This window comes from Microvirga splendida (genome assembly GCF_016427565.1).
In the GTDB taxonomy this organism is placed as follows: domain Bacteria; phylum Pseudomonadota; class Alphaproteobacteria; order Rhizobiales; family Beijerinckiaceae; genus Microvirga; species Microvirga splendida.
Genome location: NZ_JAELXT010000019.1, coordinates 1 through 25718 on the forward strand (window position 1 = coordinate 1; position 25718 = coordinate 25718).

A 25718-nucleotide genomic window follows, 5' to 3' on the forward strand; every position below is an offset into this window, starting at 1 on the left:
TCGGAGCTGCTCGCCGTGAGCATCCTCAACGTGCCGAAAGATGCCGTGCTCTCCCACGGCACCAGGCAACCGGACGGGACATGGACCGTGCCGGCCGGAGATCTGACGGGCCTCAAGCTGTTGCCTCCGGCGGACTGGAGCGGCACGATGCACCTGACGGTTCAGGCCACCAGCACCGAGACAGGTTCCGGAGGCAGCGCCACAAGCAGCAAGCCGTTCACGGTCACGGTCGAACCCGTGAACGATGCGCCCGAGCTGTCCCTGACGGCTGCGGAGCATGCGGAGTCGGGTGCACATCACGCCGAGGCCATCGGCATTGCGCATGCACAGGACGTCGACAGCACCCAGCTCGGCGGCGCCGTCATCACGCTCTCAGGTGCGCAGCCGGGCGACAGGCTGGATCTCGACGGCTTTACCCTGCACAGCGAGAATGGCCGCACGATGATCGGCGATACGGGCATCGAGCTGGTGGGAGGAGCCGGGGCCGGCGATGCGGGCACGCTGACCCTCAGCGGCCATGCCTCCCCCGAAACATACGCGGCCGTGCTGCAGTCCCTCGTGCTCGAGAGCGGCGATCCGTCAGGGCTGGGCGCCGGCACCCGAAACATCGGGGTTGTGCTGATCGACAGCGACGGAGCCGCCTCGACCCGCCAATCCGTGGACGTGGTCGTCGACCAAGTGGAGTCCGCGGAGGCAGGCAATCACAACATCGGTGCGGCCGCATACGAGCCGACGCAGAACGACGCCGGATCGGACGTCATTCTCCTGATGGCCGATGAGAGCGCCGATACGAGCCACGGTGCGACCGGTTCATGGACGGAGCAGATCGATGGCGATCCATCCTCGACCTCTTCGGATCCCGTGGCTGCTTTCGACCAGCCGACGGCTGACAACATCCAGACTGTCGACGATCTCCACGCCGACGCATCCCGGATGCACTGGTCCTGAAGACAGGGCGGCACCTTTGCGCGCCGTCCTGCCGGAGCCGTCTCACTGGGTGCCCGGAGGCGGCACGTAGGGAACATCCGTAGGATCGGGACGCTCGTCAGAGGGCCGGTCGTTCTCGGTGGGCTCCACAGGGTCCAGTGAGGGAAGTTCGGGCAAGGGACCCGGAATATCGGGCGGCTGATCGGGCGGCTTCGGCGTGTCGGACATGGGAACTCCATTCGCTGGGTCGCTCCTTTGGGAAAGCGCAGGCGCCCGATGCGTTCCCTTGTGAATGGCAGATCCCCGCCGGTCGATGGGGAGCCGGCGTCAAGGCGCTGATGGATGGCGCTCACCGATCCTTGGAATTCGCAGGATCGTGATCTGGCCCGGTCAGGCCGCCCACACCTGTCCCGGCCGCATGGCCGTGAAGCGCCGTGCGGGGATGCTCCGGGCCTGCAGGGCCCGGGCGAGATCCCGGGGAGGCTGGTCGGCGCCCTCATCCGTGAGCCTGAAGGTTCCCCAGTGATAGCCCAAGGCGCTCTTGGCCTTGAGAATGCGGAAAGCTTGAACCGCATCCTCGGGGTTCATGTGGTTCGACTTCATGAACCAGCGCGGCTCATAGGCGCCGATGGGCAGCAGGGCGACGTCCGGCGCGGCATGGCGCGCAGCGATGGCCTGAAAATGCCTGCCGCCGCCAAAGCCCGTATCGCCGCCGAAATAGACGGAACGGCTGCCGCCGCGCAGCATGAAGGAGGCCCAGAGCGCATGATTGCGGTCGTTCGTGGCGCGGGCGGACCAGTGGTGCGCCGGCTCGGCGAAAACCTGAAGACCGGGCGCGAGCGAAACGCGCTCGCCCCAGTCCACGGTCGTGACGGCGATGCCCGGATCGTGCGCCCGGATGATGGCATCGTTGCCGAGCGGCGCCACGATCCGCGGGCGGTCGCGCTGCCACAGCCGCGCGAGGGTGGGCAGGTCCATGTGGTCGTAATGGTTGTGCGAGACGAGCACCGCATCGATCCGGGGCAACTGATCGAACGTGATGCCCGGCGGGTTGTAGCGCCGCGGCCCGGCGAAGGGCACGGGGCTGGCGCGCTCGGACCAGATCGGGTCCGTCAGAATGTTGTGGCCGGCGATCTGGATCAGGAAGGATGCGTGCCCGACGAAGCTGATGCGCAGGTTGCGCCCTCCGACGCGCACCGGAGGCGTGTCCTGGAACGGGCTCGGGTTAGGCTCGGGCCATGGCGCCGCGCTCTTGGTGAGCCGCCAGCGCAGGAAGTCGCCGAAGCCGCGGGAGGGCTCCCCGCCGGGATTGAAGAAGCGTTGTCCATCGAAGTGATCGCTGGGCGGGCCACTGTAATTGAAGCCGCCCTCCCGGGCCTTCGCGCCCGAAGCGGCGCCGATGAACGGGAGGGATCCGATCAGGTGTACGACTTGTCTGCGCGACAGCACGTCCTGCTCCAGCGGGAATGCGAGGGAGGCGGGAGCTTACGGCTTGGCTGAGGCCTGCACAATCACAAGTCGGAGATCAAGGCTCTGCCGCTCCTGAGCCTCGCGAACCGAGCCCTTGAGCCCGGCGGTCCCGCCTGTCCGGATATCATCCGGGTCTACTGTCGTGGCGTGTTCGCCGGCGCGTTTCCGGGAGTGTTCACGGTCTGCGGAGGCGGATTGGTGTTGCCTGCGGCGCCTGCGCGGCCGGCATCCATGCTGTAGCGGAATTCGGGGGCGTTCCGCAGGTCGGCCTTGGTCATTCTCACCATGGCACGGGCAGGGATGTTCGGATCGCGTGCAGTGCCAACCGTACTGCCGGTGCTTCCAGTGGTGGATGGCTGTGCCAAGCCGCCGGTTGCGGTGCTAGGCACAGCCGGATCGGCCGTGTTCGCGCCGCGCTGGCCGGCACCGGCGGAGGCCTGAACCTCCTGGCTCGACATCCACTGCACCTGATCGAAGGGGATCGCCACGTCCTTCCGGCCGATGCCCAGGAAGCCGCCGACCCCCACGACAAGGCCGTGGATTCGGCCCTGCCGGTCCACAAGAACCTCGTCGATGTCGCCGATCTTTTGGTTGTCGGCGCCATAGACGTCGGTGCCGATCAGCTGCGAGCCGCGCATCAGGCCGGGGGGCATCTTGGTCATGACTTGGCCGGGCGCGGTGGGCTGGGCCGGAGCGGCTGTCTGGGCCAGGGCTGCTCCAGTCAACAGGGCGGTGGCTGCAAGGCCCGCTGCAAGCTGCATCCTCAACATGGTGCTCTCCTTCGAACGGGCGTCCCGGGACGCTCGCAAGGGGAACGGATGAGCGCGGGCAAGGTTCTGCCGCTCCAGCGCCGCGCTCTTCCCGAAGGTTCAAGGGGCTCCCTTGAGCGCAAGCCTTGCCAGCTCGGTGGCCGTTCTGCGGACGTCATCGTCAGCATAGTCGCTCGCGTTCGTCTGGGCAGGGGAGACGGTGGGCTCCGAGACCTGATTTTCATGGACCGGGAAGGTGTAGGACCGGCCGTCCGGCGTGAAGGTCACGATGATGGTTCCGTCGCCCTGCTCAAGGCGGAAGTCGTCTGTCTTCGGAGACTGCATCTCTCCCCCTTCGATGGTGATTCGGGCGGGATCGTGAACCCCGCCCTGCATCGGCTGACAATCGAAGTCAGCCCGCCATGCTGCCAAGGGCAGCCTGACAGGCCTGCTCGCAGCGGCGGCACGACTCCGCGCAGATACGGCAATGCTCATGCATGCCGGCGTGACGCTCGCATTCCTCGCCGCACAGGCGGCAGGCGGTGGCGCACGCCTCCAGCATGCGGCGAATGACTTCCTCGTTCGACCCGGTCCGGCGCGTGGCCACGGAGCCGGTGGCGGCGCAGACGTCGGCGCAATCCAGATTCAGCCGGATGCACTGGGTGAGCTTCTGCACCATGTCCTCGCCCAGGCACGCATCGGCGCAGGACGTGCAGGTCTGGGCGCAGGAATAGCACTCTTCGATGCAGCGAATGAGCGCGTCGTTCGTATTGCCCTTCACATGGGGGTGGGTGCTGATCATCTGCTGAACGTGCATCACACAATCTCCAGGTTAAGCGTCGTGTCTCCGCTCGAGCAACCTTGCAGGACGTTTCGTTCTCGAGCGGGTGTGTAGACGGCGGACGCCGAGGCGGGCCATGCAAGTGTCGGAGCAACCTGTGTGCGGATGTCCTGTTCCAGGCCCTGTTCCTGATGAACGCCGATGCGCGTACGCTGGCGTACCAAGGGAGGTCGCGTCTGCCGCCAAGCCTTTGCCGGTCATTGACGCCGGCGCGTCGGCCGGAAGCCCGTATCCGATGACTCCTCCTCGTCTCCGCGCTCGATGGAGATTTCGTTCAGGTGACGGGCGGCGGGCGGGTTGTCGCCCGCAGGCCATCCTTCACGCTGACGCGAGCGATCCCCGTCTGCCTCCTCGGTCTGGTCGTGGAGGAGAACGACATTGGTCGGGAACGGCAGGTCGATCCCGGCTTCGCCCAGCGCCTGCCTGACAGCAAGGATCACGGAGCCGCGCACACTCACCACGTCGGCGCGATGCGGCTGTGTCCACCAGCGGACCTTGATGTTGATGCTCGATCCTGCCAGTTCCCATGGAATGGCCTCGGGCGCCGGGTTCTGCACGACTCCCGGCAGATCCTTCAGAGCATTGCGGATCACCTCGCAGGCTTTCCTGACATCGTCGCCATAGCCGACGCCAACGTCGTATTCGCTCCGACGCCGCTCGAAGGCGGTGTTGACCGTCACGGACTCGGTGTAGACGGAGCTGTTCGGGATGATCACCCGCCGGCCGTCATAGGTTCTGATCAGGGTCGCCCGCGCTTCGATCCGCTCGACCGTGCCTTCGTGCGTGCCGATCATGATCTGGTCTCCCTGACGGAACGGCTGACGCAGCAGGATCAGCAGACCGGCCAGCCAGTTCTGCAGAATGTCCTTGAAGGCAAAGCCCACGGCGATCGAGCCGATACCCAGGGTTGCCAGGACATCGGCGGGCTTGACCGAGGGAAACACGATGGTGGCGACGACCAGGAGGCCCAGGGCGATGGTCGACCAGCGCGCAAAGCCGGCGAGCAGGGCGGCGAGGTCCGGGCGGCCTCGGTGGTTGAAGAACCTGGATATTCCGATCCGCACGGCCCAGGCGGCGCCGAGGAAGAGCAGGAAGACGGCCAGCGCAATGCCAAGGTTGGGCAGGATCCACCAGAAACCCTGGATGAAGCTCTCGATCCGCTCCAATGTGATCCCCGGATCCGTTTCCATGGCACGCTCTCCCTCGCCGCAACTCGCACGATTCTGGCGAACGTGCGCAGGCGTAGGGTGTTCCCGGAATGTTGCTCGATCGGCCGTGGCGTTCGGGTTTCCGCAGCGATGACATAGCTACATCGTGATCTGCCGGCGGTGCAGGTTGAAGCTTGGGAGCCAAATGCGGGCTTTTCTTCTGTCCGCTGGTGTACCGCGTTACAGCGCGCGCCCGGAACGGGGAGATAGGCGCCCGGTTAGCCGTCCATAGGTTGACCCGAGGGTGCATAATGCTTCTGCGGATTTCGAGCTTGAAAGGCCTTTCGATCCAAGCCAGCGACGGTGAGATCGGGAGCATCAGCGATGTTCTGTTCGAGGATGACACCTGGCGCGCCCGCTGGCTCGTGGTCGATACCGGGCCGTGGCTGATGGGGCGCTCGGTTCTGCTTCCTGTCTCCCACACCGAGGCGCCGGAAGCTGGCGCTGCATCGATAACGGTCGATCTCACCAAGAAGCAGGTCGAAGACAGCCCGGGCACCGGCGTCGATCTGCCTGTGTCACGGCAGACTGAGACGTCGCTCTATGAGTCCTACGGATGGACTCCCTACTGGTCGGCCCCGGGAATTACCATCGTTCCGGCGACTGCATATCCTGTCATGCCGGTAGCGCCGGTCGCGGCAACCGGTGGTGTAGCCGGCATGGGCGCGGCTCCGGTGTCGTCGACAGCCGATGCAAATTTGACGGGGGCAGAGAGCAAGGAGCGTGGCGATCCCCATCTGCGCAGCGCCAAAGAGGTGATCGGCTACTATGCCCACGCCCGGAACGGAGACATTGGCCACGTGGAGGACATCCTGGTGGAGGGTCGCGACTGGTCCATCGGCTATTTCATCATCGACACGAAGAACTGGTGGCCCGGCAAGATGGTCCTCATACGGCCGGACTGGATCGATTCGATTTCATGGGGCCAGCGTCTCGTTCATCTCTCCCGGTCCAGAGAAGAGGTGAAGACGGCGCCGGAATACGATCAATCACAACCGATCGACAGCCGCTCCGGGTGACGCGACCGACGGCCCGGAGAGCACATGCAGCCCTCGGTCGGAGCCCAGTTTCAAATCATGCCCAATCCAATTGCCGATTGGGAGAGGAAGTGAAAGAGGAGGGTACCCGATGCCAACACGAGTATCGCTGGGGCTGCTTCTGGTAGCCGGATGCACGGCATTGTCTTCGAGCTGGGTCCATGCCCAGCTGAATCAGGAGAAGACGGAGTGCGACAGACTGATCAGCGTTCTGCAGGGCAAGACGCCTGCTGAAGCGCATGACGCGCTTCAGAAGATGCAGATTCATCGTCAGGAAGGTCAGTACCAAGCCTGCATCGCTGCCGCACAGGCGCAAGGGAGCCAGTCTTCACCGGGCGCGCTGAAGGTTGAACAGGCCGCCGGCATGGACGTCTTCAACGAGAAGGGGGAGCAGGTCGGGAATGTCGACCGCCTTGCCCGGGGAAGCGACCAGCGGGTCTTCGTGCTCATGACGTATCGCGGCCCGCGCTGGCCGGGAAACAAGCAGGTCGCCATTCCGCTCGACAACATGGCGATGCACGCCGGAAGGCTGCTGCTGCCCGGCATCGGGGAAAAGGACATTCTGGCGATGCCCGCGGTTCCGGAGGATGGCGGCACGTACCGTCCTCTGGATCAGAGCGCGACTGTGACTCTGCGGCAGCTCGATGCGTCGCCAAGTCAAACGGGAACGGTGAGGTAGCGGGGAACGAACGGGAGCGGTCAGGCTCGCCTGCGCAGCGATCTCAGGCATACCATGGCCGCGCCCCGATGCCACGGGATCTCCCCGCCTGCTCGTCGTCTCTGCTCTCTCGAGCATCGTCTCCATGAAGGCGCGACCGTTCGAGCCGTTGAATTCCGAGAAGTCGGAGTGCTGAAAGAAAACTGCTCCACCTGAAGGATCTCCAGGTGGAGCAGAGGCTAAGGATCTCTGACTTTTCTTCGTGAACCAATCGAGATTTCAACTGGACATCAGATGAGTTGCAGCAGCCACCTGATCAACTTCGGTCAGTTCAACAAGGCAACGCGGGAGCGTGCCTGCAGTTCGTAGGTGCGCCGATTGCTCTGTACGCCGGCGTACTTATCGGTGAGACAGATCAGGAGAGGAGCTCTCAGTGCCCCTCCAGGTCCGCGAGCCAGCCATGGGATGCCCCATACCGGACGATATCCGCTCGCGTCCTGAGCCCCAGCTTCTCCGCGGCTCGCGTCTTGTATGTCTCGACGGTCTTGATGCTGACGTCGAGGCGGGCAGCAATTTCCTTGTTGCTGTAGCCCTGGGCCGTCAGGCGCAGAACCTCGTCCTCGCGCTGGCTCAGCGATTCCGGATTGCTCAGCTGCGTGCTGCCCGATCTGCCGCCCCGCGCCGCATCGGAGATCGCCCGGTCGGCAATGGCCGGATCGAGATAGGTGCCCCCGGACGCAATGGCCCGTATGGCGCGCACGAGGTCCTCCGCGGCGGAACGCTTCAGAAGGTAGCCTCGCGCGCCTGCTTTCAGAAGGGGTTGGATATAGGCCCGGTCCTCATGCACCGTGAGAGCCAGGAGCTTGACGCTCGGGCAAGCCGTTCCGACCTTCGAGGCGAGATCGATGCCGTTCAGGTCCGGCATGGAAATATCGATGACCGCCACATCCGGCTGTCGGTCACAGATCATCTCCAGGGCTGCAGATCCTGTCGTGGCCTCGCCGATCAGCGTGATCTCGGGTGCTTCCTGCAGCAGCGCCTTGATCCCGGCTAGGACGACGGGGTGATCGTCCGCAAGAGTGACTCGGATCTGGGTCATGAGATGAGCTCGTGTTCAGGGAGCGGAATCTGGATGAAGAGGGTCGTGCCCTCTCCCGGCTGGGATTCGATCCACATGGTGCCGTTGACCAGAGACAACCGCTCGCGCATTCCGGACAGACCGAGAGGAGGTCGGCTGCGCCGCTCCTCGCTGGTCGCAACATCGATGTCGCTGATGGATTCAGGCCTGCATCCAACGCCATCGTCCTCGACGATGATATGGAGGCGCCGGCCGCGCTGCTCAAGGACGATGCTCAGGTTGTGAGCCTGAGCATGCTTCAGGACGTTGGTGAGGGCCTCCTGGAGAACCCGGTAGACCACCGTTTCGATTTCGGGCGCAAGCCTGTTGTAGACTCCGACGAACTGGATATCGACCACGAAACCGAAGCGGTCGCTCCAGTCGGATGCGAAGGCCAGGAGCGCATCCTTGAGGCCGAGATCGTCAAGCGCCGTCGGCCTCAGATCGGCCGCCGCACGATGGATGTCCCGGCCCAGTTCGGACGTCAGGGAGCGGAGCCAGTGCACCTGCTCCTGGCCCGGGAGCCCCTGCAGTTTCTGTTCGAGGGCCTTCAGGCCGAGCGAGAGGCCCGTCACCGTCTGGCCGACCTGATCGTGAAGTTCCCGCGCGATCCTGCGCTGCTCGTTCTCCTGAGCCTCCGCGAGACGCCTCAACAGATCGAGACGTTCCGCCTCTGCCAGCTTCTGAGCCCCGATATCGGCGATCACCCCGTGGATCACTTTCGGCGCGGGGCCGGCGAGTTGCGGGATGCGCCCTGTCACGCGCACCCAGTGCATGCTCTTGTCCGGGTGAACGGATCGGAAGGCCACGTTGACGGAGCGGCCCTCTTTGAGACAGCGCTCTATCGCGGCCTGAACGGTTGCGCGATCCTCGGCATGTACAGCTTCGAGGAAGTTTTTGACGGAGGTGCGGGATTCCGTTGCGCCGGCCAAGCCGTGCGGCAGGCCGAGCAGGTCCCAGGTGCGCCCCGATCCGATAACCTCGCCGTTTTCGGCATCCCAGCGCCACGTCCCGAGTTCCGCTGCCCCAATGGCGACAGCGCCACGCTCCTCGCTGACCGCAAGAGCGAGCGCAGCTCTTTCCGATTCGCTCCGTCTCCGATGGGCGATGTCCCGGGCCGTCAGGAATGCCAGGGCCAGGGCGAGGAGCAGGCTCACCACCCCGCCTCCTGCCAGAACATAGATGGAGCGCAATACGGGTGCGTTCAGGGTCTCGCTCGGCCCCCCGAGATGAACCGACCAGCCGCCGGTGTAGGGAAGCGACTGGTAGACCGTTTCGACCTCCACCCCCTCCAGGGTCCGGGCCACGTAGGAACCTGATGGGGCCTGCGCAATCGCCTGGCGAAGCCCCGGCGAGGCGGGGCGCCCAAGCTCGAATTCCTCGGCGAGGGTCCGTGCAATGATGTTCCCCTTGGCGTCGACAACAGCTCCGACCCAATCCTTCGGGGTGCCGGCGCCCTTCAGGATCGAGCTGATCGCATTCGGCACGAAGGAGACCGTGAGGACATAGCGCAGGCGGTCGTCACGGACGACGGGAGCGCGGATCGTCACGAGGCGCTGACCGGAGATCTGCCCGACGGGGCCGATGCCCCCAACCACCGACTGCCTCGTTCTCATGACCTGATCGAAGCTCTCCCGATCGGCTGTCGGGCCGAGAGGAGCGCCGAGGGGGCGCAGCAGATTGAGGGCCTGGAGGCCCGTCAGATCCGTCAGCTCGACCGTGGCCCAAAGCGGGTGAGCCGCCCTGACCCGTTGCGCCTCCACATAGAAACCCTCGAGAGAGGGGCCATCGAGGGCTGTCGAGGCGGCAAGGGTCTCCGCCACCTGCAGCTGGGCCGCCATCTCCGATGCGATTCGTTCGCTGACGTGCCTGACCGTATCCGAGGCATTCTGGCGGGCCGCCATGCGCTCACGGTCGGCCATGAGATAGGTCACCCAGCCCCCGAACAGCAGGAGCGGGATCAGGCCAGCCAGGAGCAGGGACAGCAGCGGCCTGCGGCTGTCGCCGAGCCGTGGCCAGTTGTCGTTCCTCCGGTGAAATGATGACTGCCGATCCAAGGTTTGCCTCTCAAGGCGTATTCGGGCGCCGAGCGCAGCCAGGGCCGGACCGCCGGTCTGTAGCTCCAAGGGAGCCCCTCCCCCTGGACTGGAGGAGGACATAGACCCTTGCCGGACCAAGACATCGCTCATGTTGCCCATTATGTCATGGTCCCCCTGACAGGTTTGCAAGGAAGAACCCACAGGCCTGTCAGGATTATCCTGACACCCCCTGCCGCAAGGCCCGACTGACATTCCGGAGACTGTTCACGCAAATATATAGGGCATGTCGATGCTGAAGTGACCGATCCCTCACACATGGCGAAGCTTCGCTCGCCGAGACAGGAGTTCCGGGAATGTTTAGCTGCACCGAAGAACTGACCCGCTACAGCCCTCAGGACCGCCTCAGGAGGCATTCCCTGAGCCTCAGGGCTGAGCGTGGGGCCCGAATAGCCGCCGACGAGAGCCGGATCGGCAACGGTCTCCTGCGGGCGCTCGACGGCGCTGTTCTGGAAGAGGTGATGCCGTATCTCGAGCGGGTTCCTCTGAAGAGGAGGCAGGTGCTCCATGAGCGAAACCTGCCGGTCATGTATGCCTACTTCATCGAGCAGGGGCTGGCCTCCCTCATGGCCCGTGCCGACGATCAGTGCATGCTGGAGGTGGGGACCCTCGGCCGTGAAGACTTCGTCGGCCTTCCCGTCGTCCTCGGAACGACACGGACGCCACACCGGTGTGTGGTTCAGGTTCCAGGGGAGGCATGGCGGATTTCAGCCGACGACCTCCAGGCGCTGCTCAACCGGATTCCGGCATTGCGGCAGCTTCTGCTGACCTATGTTCAGGCAACGAACGTGCAGAGCGCGCAATTGGTCGTGTGCAACAGCCGCCACAGCTTGCGGCAGCGGCTCGCCCGATGGCTCCTCTTCGCACACGATCAGGTCGAGGGGAACGAGATTGCCCTGACCCACCAGTTCCTGGGGCGGGCACTCGGTGTCCGGCGCGCCGGCGTGACCACGGCCATGGGCCGGCTGGAGGAGGCCGGGATGATCCTTCGCGGGCGCGGGCGGATCGTGATCCTGGACCGCGCACGCCTTGAGGGCGAGGTCTGCGATTGCTACCGGGCCATCCGGTCGGAATACAAGAAGATCACCTGCGACAGCGGATCGGAGCCGGCGTACCGCATTGCCTGCTGAGCCGGACGGCGAGCGTTGAATTCAACGGCAGAGACAGGCCGCAGCGGGAGCCATCAGAGCCCTGCTGCGGCCTGTCCCGTCAGAGCATTGCGCCCTTGAAGCGCTTGGGATCGATCCGAAGACCTGCCGCCTCCGCCTGGGAGTCGGTGATGAACGGCAGCCCATAATAGCTCGCACCCGGATCCCAACGTCCGACCGTCCCGGGGAACGCGAACGCAAAGGTTCCTCCGCCGGAGGCCGCGTCCCTGCTGACGAGCACGGCGATGAGACGGCCGCTCATGTCGAAGACCGCGTCTGTGACATAGCCGTATCCGTACCCTGTCTGCAGCCGGGCATAGTCGCCGAGAACTTCTGTCAAACGGAACTCGCGCGGCAGAGTCGGGACATTATCCGTGCCCGGAAAGAGCGTGTATTGCGGCCTCTTTCCATCGAGGAGCTCCGTCGCGATGCCCTCGCGTCCCGGCGTGAGGTCAACTTCGCTCCAGGGGATGCGGTAGAGAAAATCGGGGACATTCGAAGCTCCCCCGCCGGTCACCAGCACTGCCGCAAGACGCCCGTCCGCATCGATGATCAGATCGCGGATGGTGCCGACCTCCTCACCGTTCCTGCGAAGAGCCTTCTGTCCGATGAGCTGCTGCGAGCGCCAGCCCTCATAGAGGGCATCCGGTGCAAGATGGCTCATCCGGCCTTCAAGCGCAGGGCGAACCGCCGGGTTTGAGTCCTGGGCGAGAGCGGGAGCCGCAAACGCCGTCGTGACCAATAGTACGGCCGTGATCCGGGATAACTTCATGGTCTCCCCTCCTTGAGGTGGTGCCGGTTGCGCTCGCGCGCGTGGTCGAGGGGGAAAGCGCCCGGAGCGGTCCGGTTCTTTGCTTGGTCCGCCAACGTACCGACGGCAGACGCAAGTCCGGATTTGCCTGCGCTCATGGTGAAACGAGTCCTCATTTCGCCAGTTCGTAAAGGAGCATGCTCTGTGAACCATGCACCGGCATGGCGCGGACCCCACCGGCGCGGAACGCCGAAGAGGGTACGGCGAGCATTTCATGAATCGTGAGCGCAACGTCGCACGAGAACCTAAGCGATCAATACCCGGATCAGACCCAGCCGAGATGATGGAGCCTACATCAATGCCCAAGACGGAATCCGAACAGAACATCGAGGTCTTTGCACGCAGGCGGGAAGGCCTTCGCATCCGGTCTGCTCTCCTGGGTGCGGCTGCAATGGCGGCCATGGCAACGTTCGGCGGCAACATCGCCGGTCCTGCGCTTGCGCAGACCCCACTGACGGCAGCGCCCGCTCAGATGGTGCCGTCCTTCGCCGACGTGGTCGATCGCGTGAAACCGGCCGTCGTGTCGGTGAGGGCAAAGGCCGGTAATGCCCAGACGAGCGACAACCAGTCGGGTGGATCGAACTTCAATCTCCCCGACCTCAACCTGCCGGATGACCATCCCTTCCAGGAGTTCTTCAAGCGCTTCCGGGGGCAGGGCAGCCCGAACGAGGGGAACTCCCGTCCCGGGCCGAGCCCAAGGCGTGGGGCATCGCAGGGATCCGGCTTCTTCGTGTCGGCAGACGGCTATCTCGTCACCAACAATCATGTCATCGACAAGAGCTCTGACATCGAAGTGCTCATGGACGATGGCCGAACTCTGCCGGCCAAGGTCGTCGGTACCGATCCGAAGACCGATCTTGCTCTGCTGAAGGTGGAGGAGGGCGGGCCCTTCAAATATGTCGAGCTTGCGCCGGAAGCCCCGCGGGTCGGCGACTGGGTGATTGCGGTTGGAAATCCTTTCGGCCTGGGTGGAACCGTCACGGCAGGGATCGTCTCCGCTCGAGCCCGCGACATCGGGGCCGGTCCCTATGACGACTTCCTCCAGATCGACGCCCCGGTGAATCGCGGCAACTCCGGCGGTCCCGCCTTCAACCAGCGTGGGCAGGTCGTGGGCGTGAACACCGCCATTGCGTCGCCGTCGGGCGGCAATGTCGGCATCGCATTCGCGATTCCCTCGGAAACCGTTCAGAACATCGTCAACCAATTGAGGGAAAAGGGTGTCGTCGAGCGCGGCTTCCTGGGCGTTCAGATCCAGTCCGTAAACAAGGACATCGCTTCGAGCGTCGGCCTCGAAAAGCCTGAAGGCGCGATCGTCTCCCGCCTCGAGGACGATAGCCCGGCGGCGAAGGCCGGGGTCAAGACCGGCGATGTCGTCCTCTCCGTGAACGGCAAGCCCGTCGACGATGCGCGCGATCTCTCCAGAACGGTTGCATCCTTGAGCGCAGGCTCGACTGCCAATCTACAGGTCTGGCGCGACGGCAAGCGGCAGGACGTTTCCGTGACCATCGGCAAGATGTCCGACAGGACCGCGTCGGCGTCTTCCCAGCAGGACGGCACCATGGAAATGGACAAGCTCGGCCTTCGGCTTGCGCCAGGTGCAGCCGCCGGAGGGGACGTCAAGGGCGTTGCCGTCGTTGGCGTCGAACCCGGCAGCACTGCGGCCGAGAAGGGGTTCAAGACCGGCGACGTGATTGCAGAGGTCGGCGGCCAGGCCGTTCAGACGCCTGCGGATGTCAGGAAGGCCCTGGAGGACAGCCGTAAGACCGGCAGAAAGAACGTGCTCTTCCGGGTGGAAGCCGAGGCGGGCGCGCGATTCATCGCAGTTCCGGTTCCTGCAGCCTGATGAACCGGGAGGGCCCTTCAGCTCCGGACTGAGGGCCCTCCCGCCTTTTCGGAAGACAGAAGAGCAAGAGGAGTATGACGATGCTCAGACCTGCAACCTGCTTCATGGCATGCCTTATCGCCGCGGGGCATTTTGGGGCGGCCCTGGCGCAGACGCCGCGTCCGGGCGCTGGGCAGGCTGCCGTCACGCCGGTGGAGATCAGCGCAGAAACCGTCAATGGCGACCTCCGGTGCCGGCCGCCCCGCGCTCGACTTCCTGCCACCACGCCGCTTGAGCTTCGCGTCGTCAACAGGTCCGAGCTGCCTGTGGCCTTCGCGGCGCCGAAGTTCTTCAATGCCTCGAAGATCGTCGAGTCCGGCGGTTTCACGTGGAACATCGTCCAAGACACCTTCATCGTGGCTCCCCGAAGCACCGTGTGGGTCATGCTCCAGAGTCCGGTTCCCGGCGAATATTACTATTCCTGCTTCAAGCAGGGAGGGATTCCGACCAACGAGACAAGCGGCTTCCTGATCGTCGCTCCTGCAGCCGACGGGCGTCCGTGACGCGGCAGATCGTGCGTGTCCCTTCTTGCCGATGAAACCTAGGAGTCTGTCATGATCAGGTTGTATGTGATCGCCGGTGTGCTTCTCACCACGGCCGCCGCCGCCCAGGGCCAAGCGCCGGAAGTCGTGGTCGATACGCCCCCGAAAGTCGGGGTTTGGAGAGCATCGGATTTGATCGGGCGCAACGTCTTCGGCCCCGAGGGGGAGGATGTCGGCGAAATATCCGACGTCATCATCGACCAAAGCGGCAGGATCCGCGGATATGTTCTTTCCGTCGGCGGAACCTTTGGAATTGGCGATCGGAAGGTGGCGGTCAGCCCTTATGCCCTGCGGATCGACCCGATCGACACGACGGTGACGACCGGGACGGTGAGCGGCGGAATTTCTCCCAGCACGCCGGATGGGGCCCTGGTGCGGGAGGAGATGCGGTTGAGCAACATTCTCACGCCTGATCGGATCATCGTGAACGTGCCGAAGGGCCTGCTCGAGCTGGCGCCGCAGTTCGAGCAGCCCTAAAGGCCGCCTTGGTCGATTGGCGGCCCGACTGAGGAGCCTGTCCTCGGGAGGGTGGTCACCGCTCCGGTGGAACCGACGTGATCGCCGAACTCTCGGGGAGCGCCCCTGCGACGGACCCTGTTGCGCCAGGAGGTTCGTCGCGGTCCACGAAAACAACCCACAAAGTCGTACACAAGATCACGGCCACCACAGCGACCACGGAAAGGGCGATCCAATTGCGCCGTTTCATGTCGATCTCCCTGTAAGAACCCTGTCAATCACACGGGATGAAACGGGCCCGCTCGGATCCTGACATGCTTCAGATGACCTGCTGCCCAACGGTCCAGGCCAAAGTACAAAACACCAAGCCGACAACCAATGTGCCGAAAATCTCTCCAGCAACGATCGGCATCTCTCTCTTCCGGCGATCTGGATGAGGCACCATGAAATCTCCTATGATCACTCATAGAAGTAAACGCGATCAAGGCAGGGAAAGGAGCCCATCCGGCCGGAAGCACAGTTTGGCAGCGTACACGAATACTTAGCGTGCTTGCTGCCGAACCGGATATCTGGAGCGAAGACGCTATCGATTGCGCTGAATGACGGCACAAGCGATGCGGTCGCCGGCGCCTCCCGAAGGCTGGGAGCGATAATCGTCGGCTGTCGCGTGGACCACGAGGGCCGAGCCGTCCTGATCGAACAGAGTCCCTTCTCCGTCGAAGCCCACATGGGGATTGAAGACCTCGGCCAGGAGCTTGCCGTCCTGCCCCACGGTCTGGTTCGGCAGGTCGCCGGCATGGGGGCCACCTTCGATCCAGTAGCCGTGCTTGGCGCCACGGGGGTTGTAATGGCCACCTGCGGATTCGAAGCCGCCGCTTGCATCGCAGCGGCCGACCTCATGAATGTGGAAGCCGTGCGGGCCGGGAGGCAGGTTTGCGATGTCCGCCCGGATGAGAACGCCATTGGGGGTGTCGATCAGCGTTGCGCTTCCGATGGTCTTGCCTTCCTTGTTCATGAAGACCGCGCGGGCGTCCAGGGGAGTCGAGGTGGGCTGATTCTGAGCCGCGGCCGCTGTCGCCGATACGATCAGAGCCGCGCATGCAATGAGTGCTTTCATGGTGTTCATCCTCCTTACCCTCATCGGTTTGGGTCGATACGCCCGCAGATCGCCTCGATCCTGAATTCGGCGCAACGAGAGACGCTCCTGTCCTGGAGCGCTCGCGAGGGTGAACCGGAAGCCGGACGGGCCGTTCCCATTTTCCAAGAACGCTGCTTCCATATCCTGTACGCTCCAAGACCAAGGGCATCGGGCCGGCGACTGCGTCCTGCGCAGGCTAAGGGCCGGTTACGAGCGCCTGACGAATTTCCGCGCAGCAGCAATGCGCCTGAACGTCTCTTCCCGATCATGGCGGAAGGCAAGCCCCTCGGCCGACTGAGCGAGACCGTCGAGCTGCTGAAGCAGGACATCCTGCACGCGGGTCGTATCGACCGCCTCCGCAAGCCTTCTCAGCGTATCGGCAATATGAATGAGAATGGCAGGCTGATCCGAGGCTGATTGCCGGATCTGATTGAAGCTGGCCTCCACGAGGCCTTCCGCGTCCGAAAGGCTTGCGATCACACGCAGCTGTCCCTCGTCATCGTAGATATTGGGCTCCTGTGGAGCCTTCATCAGAAGAAGCTCGAGCGCCTTTCCGAGGTGGTCCACAACCGCGATGACCGTGAACGGGTCCTTGATGCCGGACGAAAGAGCCCGCAGCGCCACCTCGACGAGCTGCCGGAACGAATACTCCAGATCCTGTGCCGCGTTGCGTTCCTGGCCTATGATGAATGCCGGCCGGATCTTGCCGGATAGATCTTCCTCGACGGCGTGACAGGACAGGACCTCCACATGCTTACCGGAATGAAGCAGGAAGTGCCCGGCGCGGGCCGTCACGCGCAGAACGATGTCGTGCTTCTTCGCAACATGGACAAGCTGGCCGTAGTCGATAGTCTGGATATAGCCAGCCTTGCCGATGGATATCCAGCAGACATGGGCCGGGAGATCTGCTACGGAATGCTCCGCCGCAGGCTTCTCCTCGTTCGAAAGCAGGTCGTCGAGAGACTGCTGCAAAGCGTCGGCGACCCGTTCGACGACCGTATCGGCAATGATCGCCCGGGACACCTTGTGAACGTAGAACAGAAGCGAGAACAGGCAGACAAGGGTCAGGACGGTTGCTGTCGTAATCGCAAGGTGAGGAACGTTTTGAGGCCCCAGCGTGTCGTCGATGCTGCGCAGGACGACCACGATGTAGAAGATCGTCGCCAGAAAAAGTCCCAGGACAGCCTGGATCTGGCGATCCTCGATGAAGTTCCAGATGAGCCGGGGACCGAGCTGGTTCGCAGCCAGGGTCAGGGTGATGAATGTCATCGACACGACCAGCGATGTCATCGTCATCATGCCGGAGAGCAGGGTTGAAAGCAGGTCTCGCGCCGTTCCGGCATCGCCGCTGAACAACCACCAAAGCTCGGCCTCCACCAGATATTCGAACCCGAGCGCAGGGCTGAGCATGAGATACGCCAAGAGAAGCGCGCCCACGCACATGAGAGCCGGCAGGATCCACAGCTGACCGCGGATGCGGACCAGAATGTTTCTGATCCGTGTCATGATGCCGGATCCCCTGCCGTAGCGGGGCTGTATCGGGCAGGCGTCAGGAGGCGGGCGGCCAGAGCCAGGCAGGCCAGCAGATAGACCAGGGTCAGGGGCGCGCCCATGATCAACCCGGCGAGCTGCTGGTCCGCAAGGGGATCGAGGCCCCAGAGCATGGTGGATTCCCCGTACCAGACGTACAGGGGGCGAGGTGAGAAGGTGATCAGCGCGCTCAGGAAGCAGCCATGGAGCAGCGTGAGGAAGCCTGCCGCAATCCCGGCCGGTGCCGCCGAGGAACTGCGCAGGGCTGCCGCGATGCCGCGCCAGAACAACAGCGCCGTACCGAAAAAGGCCATGTGCTCGGCCGTATGGACAAGCTCCGACCTGAGGGCCACCTCAAAGAGCGCGGGAGCGTGCCACAGCCACAATGCGAGGCCATGCAAAACAGCCCCGGGGATCGGGCCGGCGAGGAACGCCATGCGGCGGCTTAAGGAGCGCAGAAAGGGGCTGCGTCCAAGCCCTCGTCGGTAGGAATGGGAGAGGGACCAGGTCAGCGCCGCCTCCGGACGGCTTGCGATCAGCAGCGGCGGGGCGACGGCAATCAGGATCGCATGCTGGACCATGTGAGCCGTCAGCAGCGTGCCGCTGAGCGCATCGAGAGGCGAGACCAGGGCGATGAGCAGGCAGAGGATGCCGGCGGCGAACAGCATCACGCCGGCAGGCGACACACCCCGCCCCATGCCAGCTCTGCTCCAGACGTTGCGCACCCCTCGCATATAAAGGGCCGAGACCACGACCAGCGGGACCAGAACCCAGGGATCGGTGCTCCAGTGATGCCACAGGTCGTCAGGGGAGACAGCCTGTCCGTCCGCGTGAGCGAAGGCTTGCTCCGGCAGCAGAACAAGCATGGCTGTTCCAAGGTGGATCCGCATGGTTCAAACCTCATCCGCAAGGCGGAATGAGAAAAGCCGGCAGGCCGTTCCATGCAATCGCCACCAGGGACAACCCGGCGATGGTGATTGTGGTATAGCGCATGAAGTCGTTGACCGGCTTCTCGTCGCGGGAGGCGGCAGCCGGTCCCTTCCGCCAGAAGGCGAGCAGGAGCACCAGGAGCGTTGCCGCGAGAGCCACGATGGTCGTTCCGATGACCGTCAAGGGAACGATCCCGATTCCGAGGATTTCGGTGCCGGCGAAGCGTCGGGCGCAAGCCAGGGCATTGAAGGTGTAGACCAGGCCGAAATGGATGCCCCAGATGATAAGCCCGCCGGTCATGAACAGGGATTTGCGGATGAAGTCAGTGTCGCCCATCGGTCTTACACCAGCAAACGTGGGAAGGCATGAATGATGAGAAGGGTCACGAGTCCCTGTGCGACCCCGTACTGCCAAAGAAGCTGTGTGTTGTCGAAGGTCGACCGCCGCACGCAGGTCAAGCGGCCGCTGAGGGAGCGAACAACCGTGTACAGCCCCATGATCGCCAGGACCGCGACAAGGAATCCCTGGTAGGACGCGAGGGTGTAGACGACCGCTCCATACCCGGATTCGGAGGGGCGCAGACCCGTCTCAAGTTGGCCGAAGACCTCGAGCGCAACACCCCCGATGAGCAGGGGAACTGCCAGGACGAGAGCGATGCGGGTTGGCCAGGAGCTTCGCTCGGGCACCTGCGACAACCTTCTCCCTGCGAACCAGACGAGAAAGCCGCTTGCAATGAAAAGTGCCGCGGCGCCGATGGGCCACCAGATGAGCGGCAGCGATGCTGCCGATGCCGGCCAGATGAGAGGGTTCACCGTCCAAAGATAAAAGTAGGAAAAGACGATGCAGCTGAACACCATGCCGGTCACGATCACCAGAATGATCGTCGCCCACCAGGAGTGATTCATCGGCCCTGTGACATAGGTCGGGAGTCTCAGTCCGCCTCCAATATCGATCTCGCCAGTTCCGGCAGGGCCCGGATCGGTGTCCCACATCCACCAGATGACGAAGGCGACGGCAAGGACCCCGCATATGAACGCGGGAATGTACAGCTTGATCGTCAGGCCGATAAAGAACGATGCGGTGAAGAATGCAGCAAAGACCGTGCGCCAGCTCGGCCCGGGGACCTGCAACACGTACTGAGGCACTGCGTCGATAGGGCTGGTGACGATGGTTTCACGTCCGCCCGTCTGGGCCCCCGGCAGGTAGTACCGGCCGGCCTCGACATCCTCGGACAGGTTGGGTTGGTCCCACAGCGGCTCGCGGCTGGTGACGATGGGAATCGAGCGTGTCTGATAGTTGCCGCTCGGGAGCCATTCGAGCGTACCGGCGTTCCAGACGTTGCCCAGGTCGCCCTGGTAGGGCCGGAAGTTCTTCGCCAGATCGATGAGGAAGACCAGCACGCCTGCGCCGATCATGTAGGCGCCCAGCGTAGAAATCAGATTGAGCGGCCCCCAACCCATTTCTGCGATATAGGTGTAAGTGCGCCGAGGCATGCCCATCAAGCCTGTGATGTGCATGGTGAAGAAGGTCACGTTCACGCCGATGAACATGAGCCAGAAGGCCCATTTGCCGAGCGTCTCAGACAGCGGGGTCTTCGAGGCGGTGGGCGCCCAGTAGTACAAGGCGGCGAACATCGGGAACACCATGCCGCCGATCAGGACGTAATGGAGATGGGCGACGATGAAGTAGGTATCATGGGCCTGCCAGTCGAATGGCACCATGGCGACCATGACGCCCGTGAGCCCGCCGATGACGAAGATGAACAGGAACCCGAGGATGAAATAGGTCGGCGTCTTGTTCTGCAGCTTGCCGGACGCGATCGTCGCGATCCAGGCGAAAACCTGAATGCCGCTCGGGATCGAGACCGCCATGCTCGCAGCCGAGAAGAAGCTCAAGGAAAGCTGCGGCAGCCCGGTCGTAAACATGTGGTGGACCCACAGGCCGAAACTCAGAAAGCCCGTGCCGATCACGGCAAGCACGACCAGGCGGTAGCCGGCGAGGGGCGTCTGCGCCATGGTCGGCACGATCATGGAAACCATGCCGGCGGCTGGAAGGAAGATGACGTAGACCTCCGGATGGCCAAAGAACCAGAACAGGTGCTGCCACAGCAGAGGGTCGCCGCCCTTTTCGGCGATGAAGAAGGGCCAGTGGAAGGCGCGCTCGAGCTCCAGGAGCAGCGTTGCCGCGATGATCGCCGGGAATGCAATGATCACCATCAGGGCGAAGATGAGCATCGCCCATGAATAGACCGGCAGCTTGTCGAGGCTCTGGCCCGGAGCCCTGGTCTTCAAGACGCCCACGATAATCTCGATTGCGCCTGCAATGGCCGAGATCTCGATGAAGCCGATGCCGAGGAGCCAGAAATCGGCATTGATCCCCGGGGAGTAGATGTAGCTCGTGAGGGGCGGATACATGAACCAGCCGCCGTTCGGCGCAAGCCCGAAGAAGAGGCTGCAGAAGAAAGCGAGGCCGCCGAAGAAATAAGCCCAGAAGGCATAAGCCGAGAGCCGCGGAAACGGGAGGTCGCGGGCGGCCTGCATGTTCGGCAGGAGGAAAACGCTTAAAGCCTCCACCACCGGCACGGCGAAGAGGAACATCATGATCGTGCCGTGCATGGTGAAAAGCTGGTTGTACAGCTCGTGCCCGATGAGCCGGAGCTCCGGTTGCGCCAGTTGCGTGCGCATGATCAGGGCCAGAATGCCTGCCAGAACGAAGAACAGGAGCGCGGTGCCGACATACCAGACGCCGACATAGTTGTTGTTCACGGCGGAGAGGAAATGGATGCCCTTCGGTTGATCCCATGCCCGCTTGAGCTCATCAAGCTCGGCTTCCGGGCGCGGAGCCGGATTCGGCAGCCGGACCGGCGCGCTCTCTTGCCTGACGCGCGTATCCGCTATTCCGCCTTGGAAGGTTGCATCACTCACTTGAGGCTCTCCAGATAGGCCGCGATCGCACGCAGTTCCTCGCCTTGCAGGTTGCCGAACGAAGGCATGAGATTGTCCGGCTTCAGGTGCTGGGCCGACGAGATCCAACCGGCAAGCGTCCCGACATTGTTCGGGTAGGTACCGGCAGCAATCGAAAGGCGGCCGCCCACATGGGTCAGATCAGGGCCGATGACCCCTTCGGCGGGCGTGCCCCGGATGGTGTGGCACGCCCCGCAACCGTTTTCGAGGAAGAGCGCTTTACCGCGGACGAGGAGCGGAATGACCGGCTCGGCCGGAGGGGTTGCCTCGCGGGCATACCAGGTCTCGAACTCGTCCTGAGGCAGCGCAACCACGTAGAAGGCCATCAGGGCGTGCTGCTCGCCGCAATACTCGGCACACTGCCCCCGGTAGATGCCGGGACGCTCGGCGGAAAAGCGGGTGACGTTCACGCGGCCGGGAATCATGTCGAGCTTGCCGGCAAGGCTCGGCACCCAGAAGGAGTGGATCACATCCTGGGTCTTGAGGACGAACTCGATGGGGCGGCCTGTCGGAATCCTGATCTCGTTGGCGCTGACGAGGCGGATTCGGCCCTCGGCGTCCACATAATGTACGCGCCACCACCATCTCTCCCCGATGACCTCGATGCGCAGGGCAGGGCTCCCGACCGTCACCAGGCCACGGGATATGAACAGCCCCCACACAAGCAGCGCCGTCAGCGTTACGATCGGAAAGACAATGCCGAGGCTGATGATGAATTTCCGGCCCGTCATCCAGCCCCGCATCCGCTCCGGTGCGAAGATGGCGAAGGTGGCAAGCACCATGACCAGCAGAAAGATTAGAAGCGCGCCGGCGAACATGACCCAGCTTAAGGTCTTGATGATCCCGGCGTGAGGCCCGTATGTCACCATCGTGGATTGGATCCACATCAGCGCCCTGTCGACGAGGCCGAAGGATTGGGCCGAGGCCTCGGTCACGCTGGCGATGGCAGCGAGCAGGCATGAGAGGAACGCGACCTGGTATCGATGACGCCTCATGTTCGTCACCGCAGCGTATAAAGATAGGCCGCCACGTGGCGAGCTTCGTCGTTGGACAGGCCGAGGTCCGGCATGCCCGTGTGAGGAGCAATGGAGGGCGCGTCCTGCACCCACCGAACGAGCAAAGATGGTTCGTTGGGAACGACGCCGCCGATGAACTGACGCCTGCCGAAATCCGTCAGCGGCGGCCCTACGATTCCGTGGGCCCCTTGGATCCCCGGGATGACGTGACAGACTCCACACTCATACGCCGCGATGATGCGGCGTCCCATCTCGGGCTCGCCGCCCACGACGCGGGAGACCTTCAGGTCATCAAGGGACTGTCCGACTTCCTGAGAGGAGCCGCTGTCGTTGCAGCCGGCGAGCATCATCAGAAGGGAAGCCACCAATGTTCTTCCGGTCTCACCCAAGCGGCCCCGCTGCATTAGCAGCATTCTTGACTCCTACGGCTGGTTGCGGACGGGGGCCCCTGTGGTGGTCGTGGTTCCACGTGGCCTTTCATCGACAGGAGGTGAGAGATAGGGCGGAAGAGCATTAGGGGGGAGCGGGCGCCGCGGGAGGCCCAATGGCAACTCCACCGTGGGGCTAGGAGGCCCGGCTGGCTCCGTTCCGGGAACCACGACAGAGCTACGGCCCGGCTGAGGGTTCTGCACGGCGCCGACATCGGTCGAATTCCCCATGGGCGATTGCAAGGACTGCACCGCCGGGGATCGTCCCGCATCGGGAGCATAGCGGACGTCCCGGGGAATTACGTCCCTCGGCCGCACGGAGGCATAGTAGAGCGAGACCGCCCGGATCTGCTCCGCCGTCATGGCTTTTGCGATCAGTTCCATGACGTTCATGGGGTCGCCGTCACGGCGGCCCTGTTTCCAGAGCATCAGCTGATGCTGCAGATAGGGAGCGAACTGGCCGCCGAGATAGGGATAGAGGGGCGCCTGGCCCACACCGTTCGGCCCATGGCACCCATCGCAGGCGGGAACGCCCTGGCTCGGTATGCCGACAGCCGCAATCGCTCCACCGATCTGCCGAGTCTGGACGTCCACCTGCAGCTCGGCCGGGTACGGCGCCTCTTTGATCGAGGCGTAATAGGCCGCCACGTCCTGCATCTGCTGTGGCGAAAGCGTCTGGGCAATCGGCCCCATGATCTCGCTCGGCCGCAGGCCGGATGCGTAGTCCTGGAGGGTCTTGAAGAGATACCAGCCCGCTTGGTCCGTGAGCCGCGGAAAGGCGCCGCTCGAATTGCCGCTCCCGTCGATTCCGTGGCACTGCACACAGCCGATCCGCTGGTCCGCGAACATGCCCCCGATGGTGATGAACCTGCCCCGGTTCGGATCGGCGCCGGGGCTCGGCTCGCGCCGGTCGGACAGGCCGAGCATGGACTGCGACAGAGCGGCTGTGGCGATGAGCGCCGCAGCCGTGGATGCGATGCCGATTTTGAATGCGCGGATCATGTCTGCACCAACGGCCCTGGATTTTTTATGTACTGCTTGATCATGGCATCGGCGGCCCAGTAGGCGAGAGCGCCGACCGTATCGGTGGGATTGTACCCGGCATTCTGTGGGAAGACGGACGATCCCATGACCCACAGATTGTGCAGATCCCAGGATTGCAGATAGCGGTTCACCACGCTTGTCTTCGGATCGGTTCCCATGATGGCCCCGCCCGTGTTGTGGGTGGTCTGGTAGGGAACGATCGAATAGTGATCGTCGAGCCAGCCTACGCCGATCTGCTTGCCGCCCATGGCCTGTGCGATGCCTGCCATCTTCTCGGTGATGTACCTGGCCATCAGGCGGTCATTGTAGGGAAAGTCGTAGGTGAGCATTCCGAGCGGCTGCCCGAAGGCATCCGTGTAAGTTGGGTCGAGGCCCAGATAATTGTTGGGATGGGGAGCGGAGGAGCCGTGGAACGAGAGGCTGACCGTGCTGTTGTAGTGGCGCCGAACCGCCTGCTTCCACCCAAGGCCCCAGCGCGGCGTCCCTTCCGGCACCGGATGGTAATAGATGGGCCGGCCGGTTGTCTGGTAAGCTGCGATGTAGCCGCCGCCGATGAAGCCCAACCCGGTATGATCGAAACTGCCGTTGTTGAAGTCGTCGATGGCGGTCCCGAGCGCGCCTGCGGCCATGAACGGATTGATGACCTTTCCCCCGTCGTAGAAAACCTCGGCCCCGGTCATGGTTTGATAGGTGTAGTTGCGCCCGACCATTCCCGTTCGCGTGGCGGGATCATAGGGCTGGCCGATGCCCGACTGGAGCATCAGGATCGGGTTGTGATGGGCGAAGGCGCAAAGAACGACCATGTTCGCCGGCTGGAAAACCTCCCGCCCCTGGGCATCCACATAGGTCACCCCCGTTGCGACCTTTGCCTGTCGATCCCACTCGACGCGCAGCACGTATGCGTGGGTGCGCATCTCGAAGTTCTTGTTGGCCAGGGCGAACGGCAGGATGCACACCTGCGGGCTCGCCTTGGCGTAGTGCTCGCAACCGAACGGGTCGCAGAAGCCGCAATACATGCACGGATTGATCTTGGCCCCGAACGGGTTGGTGTAATGCCGCGTCACATTTGCCGAGGGGACGGGGAACGGATGGTAGCCTAGCTGCGCGGCCGCCTGCCCGAAAAGATATCCGGATTGCGACTGCTTCATCGGTGGGTTCGGATAGGGCTCGCTGCGTGGGCCTTCGAAGGGATTGCCGCCGACCTGGATCTGACCCTTGACGTTGCCTGGCGCTCCGCTGATGCCCATCACCTTCTCGAAGAAGGTGTAGTAGGGCTCAAGCTCCTCATAGGTGATGCCCCAATCCTGGATTGTGACATCGTCGTCCAGGAAATCGGGTCCGTAGCGCTCATTGACCCAGGAGCGCAGGGCGAACCATTCAGGCTGGAAGCGCCATGTCTGCCCGTTCCAGTGAACGGCTCCTCCGCCGACGCCCTCGGCGGGCAGGAAGGAGCCAAGCTGGCGCATCGGCAAGGCCTGCTGCCCAACGAAGTTGCGGAAGGAGAGCGTCTGGACGCTGACGTCCTGTGCATAGGCGTGGCGCACGTCGAACTTCAGCTCGTCGTGCATCGTGGGCGACTGAAAGTCGGGCACCGTCTGGCGCATTCCGCCGCGCTCCAGCGCAACAACCGTCAGTCCGGCCTCGGCGAGTTCCTTGCCCAGAATGGCTGCCGTGAGCCCGCCGCCGACCAGGGCGACGTCCACCGGTTTCATACGCAGCACCATATC

At 63.7% G+C, this 25718-nt stretch carries 26 protein-coding genes; 7 read left to right on the plus strand and 19 right to left on the minus strand.

The genetic code is table 11. From position 1 onward, the window contains the following. Nucleotides 1–948 (plus strand): hypothetical protein (locus tag JAO75_RS16400; RefSeq protein ID WP_210340302.1); only part of this gene is annotated, 948 nt, incomplete at its 5' end. Between the two features lie 42 nt (nt 949–990). Here the strand turns inward: JAO75_RS16400 and JAO75_RS16405 are convergent. The 6 genes from JAO75_RS16405 to JAO75_RS16430 all read right to left on the minus strand — a co-directional run bounded on the left by JAO75_RS16405 (nt 991) and on the right by JAO75_RS16430 (nt 5177). Next, complete coding sequence (locus JAO75_RS16405; RefSeq protein WP_199050216.1) at nt 991–1155, minus strand: hypothetical protein; 165 nt, start codon at nt 1153–1155, stop codon at nt 991–993. A 162-nt stretch (nt 1156–1317) separates the two neighbouring features. Further along, nucleotides 1318–2373, minus strand: coding sequence for an MBL fold metallo-hydrolase (locus JAO75_RS16410; RefSeq protein WP_199050299.1), 1056 nt, complete (start codon nt 2371–2373; stop codon nt 1318–1320). Nucleotides 2374–2531: 158 nt separating this feature from the next. Beyond that, entirely contained in the window at nt 2532–3167 is a 636-nt protein-coding gene (locus JAO75_RS16415; RefSeq protein ID WP_199050217.1) for a PRC-barrel domain-containing protein, read from the minus strand. Nucleotides 3168–3266: 99 nt separating this feature from the next. After that, complete coding sequence (locus JAO75_RS16420) at nt 3267–3491, minus strand: hypothetical protein (RefSeq protein ID WP_199050218.1); 225 nt, start codon at nt 3489–3491, stop codon at nt 3267–3269. A gap of 67 nt (nt 3492–3558) precedes the next feature. Beyond that, on the minus strand, nt 3559–3963 hold the full coding sequence (locus tag JAO75_RS16425; RefSeq protein ID WP_199050219.1) for a four-helix bundle copper-binding protein: 405 nt from the start codon (nt 3961–3963) through the stop codon (nt 3559–3561). A gap of 221 nt (nt 3964–4184) precedes the next feature. After that, the gene (locus JAO75_RS16430; RefSeq protein WP_199050220.1) at nt 4185–5177 is read right to left on the minus strand and encodes a mechanosensitive ion channel family protein; all 993 of its coding nucleotides are present in this window, start codon (nt 5175–5177) and stop codon (nt 4185–4187) included. Nucleotides 5178–5446: 269 nt separating this feature from the next. On the opposite strand from JAO75_RS16430, the gene JAO75_RS16435 reads away from it, so the two are divergent. Both JAO75_RS16435 and JAO75_RS16440 read left to right on the plus strand, forming a co-directional pair. Beyond that, nucleotides 5447–6214: a PRC-barrel domain-containing protein gene (locus tag JAO75_RS16435; protein WP_281433523.1), complete on the plus strand. Its 768-nt coding sequence runs from the start codon at nt 5447–5449 to the stop codon at nt 6212–6214. A 109-nt stretch (nt 6215–6323) separates the two neighbouring features. Further along, the gene (locus JAO75_RS16440; protein ID WP_199050222.1) at nt 6324–6911 is read left to right on the plus strand and encodes a PRC-barrel domain-containing protein; all 588 of its coding nucleotides are present in this window, start codon (nt 6324–6326) and stop codon (nt 6909–6911) included. A 409-nt stretch (nt 6912–7320) separates the two neighbouring features. Here JAO75_RS16440 and JAO75_RS16445 read toward each other — a convergent pair whose 3' ends face one another. Further along, nucleotides 7321–7989, minus strand: a complete 669-nt coding sequence (locus JAO75_RS16445; RefSeq protein WP_199050223.1) for a response regulator transcription factor — start codon at nt 7987–7989, stop codon at nt 7321–7323. Next, nucleotides 7986–10133 (minus strand): ATP-binding protein, encoded by a 2148-nt coding sequence (locus JAO75_RS16450; RefSeq protein WP_246742564.1) that lies wholly within the window; start codon nt 10131–10133, stop codon nt 7986–7988. Before JAO75_RS16450 ends, JAO75_RS16445 begins: the two co-directional genes overlap by 4 nt. Nucleotides 10134–10399: 266 nt before the next feature. On the opposite strand from JAO75_RS16450, the gene JAO75_RS16455 reads away from it, so the two are divergent. Next, a complete protein-coding gene (locus JAO75_RS16455) occupies nt 10400–11233 on the plus strand; it encodes a Crp/Fnr family transcriptional regulator (RefSeq protein WP_199050225.1) in 834 nt (277 codons plus the stop codon). 79 nt (nt 11234–11312) lie between these two features. Here the strand turns inward: JAO75_RS16455 and JAO75_RS16460 are convergent, their stop codons facing one another. Beyond that, entirely contained in the window at nt 11313–12023 is a 711-nt protein-coding gene (locus tag JAO75_RS16460; protein WP_199050226.1) for a PRC-barrel domain-containing protein, read from the minus strand. A gap of 337 nt (nt 12024–12360) precedes the next feature. On the opposite strand from JAO75_RS16460, the gene JAO75_RS16465 reads away from it, so the two are divergent. From JAO75_RS16465 to JAO75_RS16475, 3 genes are all read left to right on the plus strand, one after another. After that, on the plus strand, nt 12361–13905 hold the full coding sequence (locus JAO75_RS16465; RefSeq protein ID WP_199050227.1) for a Do family serine endopeptidase: 1545 nt from the start codon (nt 12361–12363) through the stop codon (nt 13903–13905). 80 nt (nt 13906–13985) lie between these two features. Continuing rightward, on the plus strand, nt 13986–14447 hold the full coding sequence (locus JAO75_RS16470) for a cupredoxin domain-containing protein (protein WP_199050228.1): 462 nt from the start codon (nt 13986–13988) through the stop codon (nt 14445–14447). 51 nt (nt 14448–14498) lie between these two features. Next, on the plus strand, nt 14499–14963 hold the full coding sequence (locus JAO75_RS16475; RefSeq protein ID WP_199050229.1) for a PRC-barrel domain-containing protein: 465 nt from the start codon (nt 14499–14501) through the stop codon (nt 14961–14963). Between the two features lie 55 nt (nt 14964–15018). Here the strand turns inward: JAO75_RS16475 and JAO75_RS16480 are convergent, their stop codons facing one another. The 10 genes from JAO75_RS16480 to JAO75_RS16525 all read right to left on the minus strand — a co-directional run bounded on the left by JAO75_RS16480 (nt 15019) and on the right by JAO75_RS16525 (nt 25715). Then, on the minus strand, nt 15019–15192 hold the full coding sequence (locus JAO75_RS16480; RefSeq protein ID WP_199050230.1) for a hypothetical protein: 174 nt from the start codon (nt 15190–15192) through the stop codon (nt 15019–15021). Nucleotides 15193–15525: 333 nt separating this feature from the next. Continuing rightward, the gene (locus tag JAO75_RS16485; protein ID WP_199050231.1) at nt 15526–16059 is read right to left on the minus strand and encodes a superoxide dismutase family protein; all 534 of its coding nucleotides are present in this window, start codon (nt 16057–16059) and stop codon (nt 15526–15528) included. A gap of 228 nt (nt 16060–16287) precedes the next feature. Then, nucleotides 16288–17586 carry a DUF2254 domain-containing protein gene (locus JAO75_RS16490; RefSeq protein ID WP_199050232.1) on the minus strand — a complete coding sequence of 433 codons (1299 nt, stop codon included), beginning with the start codon at nt 17584–17586 and terminating at the stop codon, nt 16288–16290. Further along, a complete protein-coding gene (locus JAO75_RS16495; protein ID WP_199050233.1) occupies nt 17583–18500 on the minus strand; it encodes a cytochrome c oxidase assembly protein in 918 nt (305 codons plus the stop codon). The genes JAO75_RS16490 and JAO75_RS16495 overlap by 4 nt, the downstream gene beginning before the upstream one ends. A 10-nt stretch (nt 18501–18510) precedes the next feature. After that, the gene (locus JAO75_RS16500) at nt 18511–18876 is read right to left on the minus strand and encodes a hypothetical protein (RefSeq protein WP_199050234.1); all 366 of its coding nucleotides are present in this window, start codon (nt 18874–18876) and stop codon (nt 18511–18513) included. A 5-nt stretch (nt 18877–18881) separates the two neighbouring features. Continuing rightward, nucleotides 18882–21437 (minus strand): cbb3-type cytochrome c oxidase subunit I, encoded by a 2556-nt coding sequence (locus tag JAO75_RS16505; RefSeq protein ID WP_199050300.1) that lies wholly within the window; start codon nt 21435–21437, stop codon nt 18882–18884. 23 nt (nt 21438–21460) lie between these two features. Further along, a complete protein-coding gene (gene coxB / locus JAO75_RS16510) occupies nt 21461–22498 on the minus strand; it encodes a cytochrome c oxidase subunit II (protein WP_199050235.1) in 1038 nt (345 codons plus the stop codon). Between the two features lie 5 nt (nt 22499–22503). Beyond that, nucleotides 22504–22884, minus strand: a complete 381-nt coding sequence (locus JAO75_RS16515; protein ID WP_199050236.1) for a c-type cytochrome — start codon at nt 22882–22884, stop codon at nt 22504–22506. Nucleotides 22885–22941: 57 nt separating this feature from the next. After that, on the minus strand, nt 22942–23949 hold the full coding sequence (locus JAO75_RS16520) for a c-type cytochrome (RefSeq protein WP_199050237.1): 1008 nt from the start codon (nt 23947–23949) through the stop codon (nt 22942–22944). Beyond that, nucleotides 23946–25715: a GMC family oxidoreductase gene (locus tag JAO75_RS16525; RefSeq protein WP_199050238.1), complete on the minus strand. Its 1770-nt coding sequence runs from the start codon at nt 25713–25715 to the stop codon at nt 23946–23948. The genes JAO75_RS16520 and JAO75_RS16525 overlap by 4 nt, the downstream gene beginning before the upstream one ends. Nucleotides 25716–25718 lie beyond the last annotated feature (3 nt).

Excerpts from the sequence above, each read along its gene's own strand:
- JAO75_RS16475 (WP_199050229.1), top strand. The coding sequence starts at position 14,499 with ATGATCAGGTTGTATGTGATCGCCGGTGTGCTTCTCACCACGGCCGCC.
- JAO75_RS16425 (WP_199050219.1), bottom strand. The coding sequence starts at position 3,963 with ATGCACGTTCAGCAGATGATCAGCACCCACCCCCATGTGAAGGGCAAT.
- JAO75_RS16415 (WP_199050217.1), bottom strand. The coding sequence starts at position 3,167 with ATGTTGAGGATGCAGCTTGCAGCGGGCCTTGCAGCCACCGCCCTGTTG.
- JAO75_RS16455 (WP_199050225.1), top strand. The coding sequence starts at position 10,400 with ATGTTTAGCTGCACCGAAGAACTGACCCGCTACAGCCCTCAGGACCGC.
- JAO75_RS16420 (WP_199050218.1), bottom strand. The coding sequence starts at position 3,491 with ATGCAGTCTCCGAAGACAGACGACTTCCGCCTTGAGCAGGGCGACGGA.
- coxB (WP_199050235.1), bottom strand. The coding sequence starts at position 22,498 with ATGAGGCGTCATCGATACCAGGTCGCGTTCCTCTCATGCCTGCTCGCT.
- JAO75_RS16465 (WP_199050227.1), top strand. The coding sequence starts at position 12,361 with ATGCCCAAGACGGAATCCGAACAGAACATCGAGGTCTTTGCACGCAGG.
- JAO75_RS16430 (WP_199050220.1), bottom strand. The coding sequence starts at position 5,177 with ATGGAAACGGATCCGGGGATCACATTGGAGCGGATCGAGAGCTTCATC.
- JAO75_RS16500 (WP_199050234.1), bottom strand. The coding sequence starts at position 18,876 with ATGGGCGACACTGACTTCATCCGCAAATCCCTGTTCATGACCGGCGGG.
- JAO75_RS16445 (WP_199050223.1), bottom strand. The coding sequence starts at position 7,989 with ATGACCCAGATCCGAGTCACTCTTGCGGACGATCACCCCGTCGTCCTA.
- JAO75_RS16435 (WP_281433523.1), top strand. The coding sequence starts at position 5,447 with ATGCTTCTGCGGATTTCGAGCTTGAAAGGCCTTTCGATCCAAGCCAGC.
- JAO75_RS16485 (WP_199050231.1), bottom strand. The coding sequence starts at position 16,059 with ATGAAAGCACTCATTGCATGCGCGGCTCTGATCGTATCGGCGACAGCG.
- JAO75_RS16470 (WP_199050228.1), top strand. The coding sequence starts at position 13,986 with ATGCTCAGACCTGCAACCTGCTTCATGGCATGCCTTATCGCCGCGGGG.
- JAO75_RS16490 (WP_199050232.1), bottom strand. The coding sequence starts at position 17,586 with ATGACACGGATCAGAAACATTCTGGTCCGCATCCGCGGTCAGCTGTGG.
- JAO75_RS16520 (WP_199050237.1), bottom strand. The coding sequence starts at position 23,949 with ATGATCCGCGCATTCAAAATCGGCATCGCATCCACGGCTGCGGCGCTC.
- JAO75_RS16525 (WP_199050238.1), bottom strand. The coding sequence starts at position 25,715 with ATGGTGCTGCGTATGAAACCGGTGGACGTCGCCCTGGTCGGCGGCGGG.
- JAO75_RS16460 (WP_199050226.1), bottom strand. The coding sequence starts at position 12,023 with ATGAAGTTATCCCGGATCACGGCCGTACTATTGGTCACGACGGCGTTT.
- JAO75_RS16495 (WP_199050233.1), bottom strand. The coding sequence starts at position 18,500 with ATGCGGATCCACCTTGGAACAGCCATGCTTGTTCTGCTGCCGGAGCAA.
- JAO75_RS16405 (WP_199050216.1), bottom strand. The coding sequence starts at position 1,155 with ATGTCCGACACGCCGAAGCCGCCCGATCAGCCGCCCGATATTCCGGGT.
- JAO75_RS16440 (WP_199050222.1), top strand. The coding sequence starts at position 6,324 with ATGCCAACACGAGTATCGCTGGGGCTGCTTCTGGTAGCCGGATGCACG.
- JAO75_RS16480 (WP_199050230.1), bottom strand. The coding sequence starts at position 15,192 with ATGAAACGGCGCAATTGGATCGCCCTTTCCGTGGTCGCTGTGGTGGCC.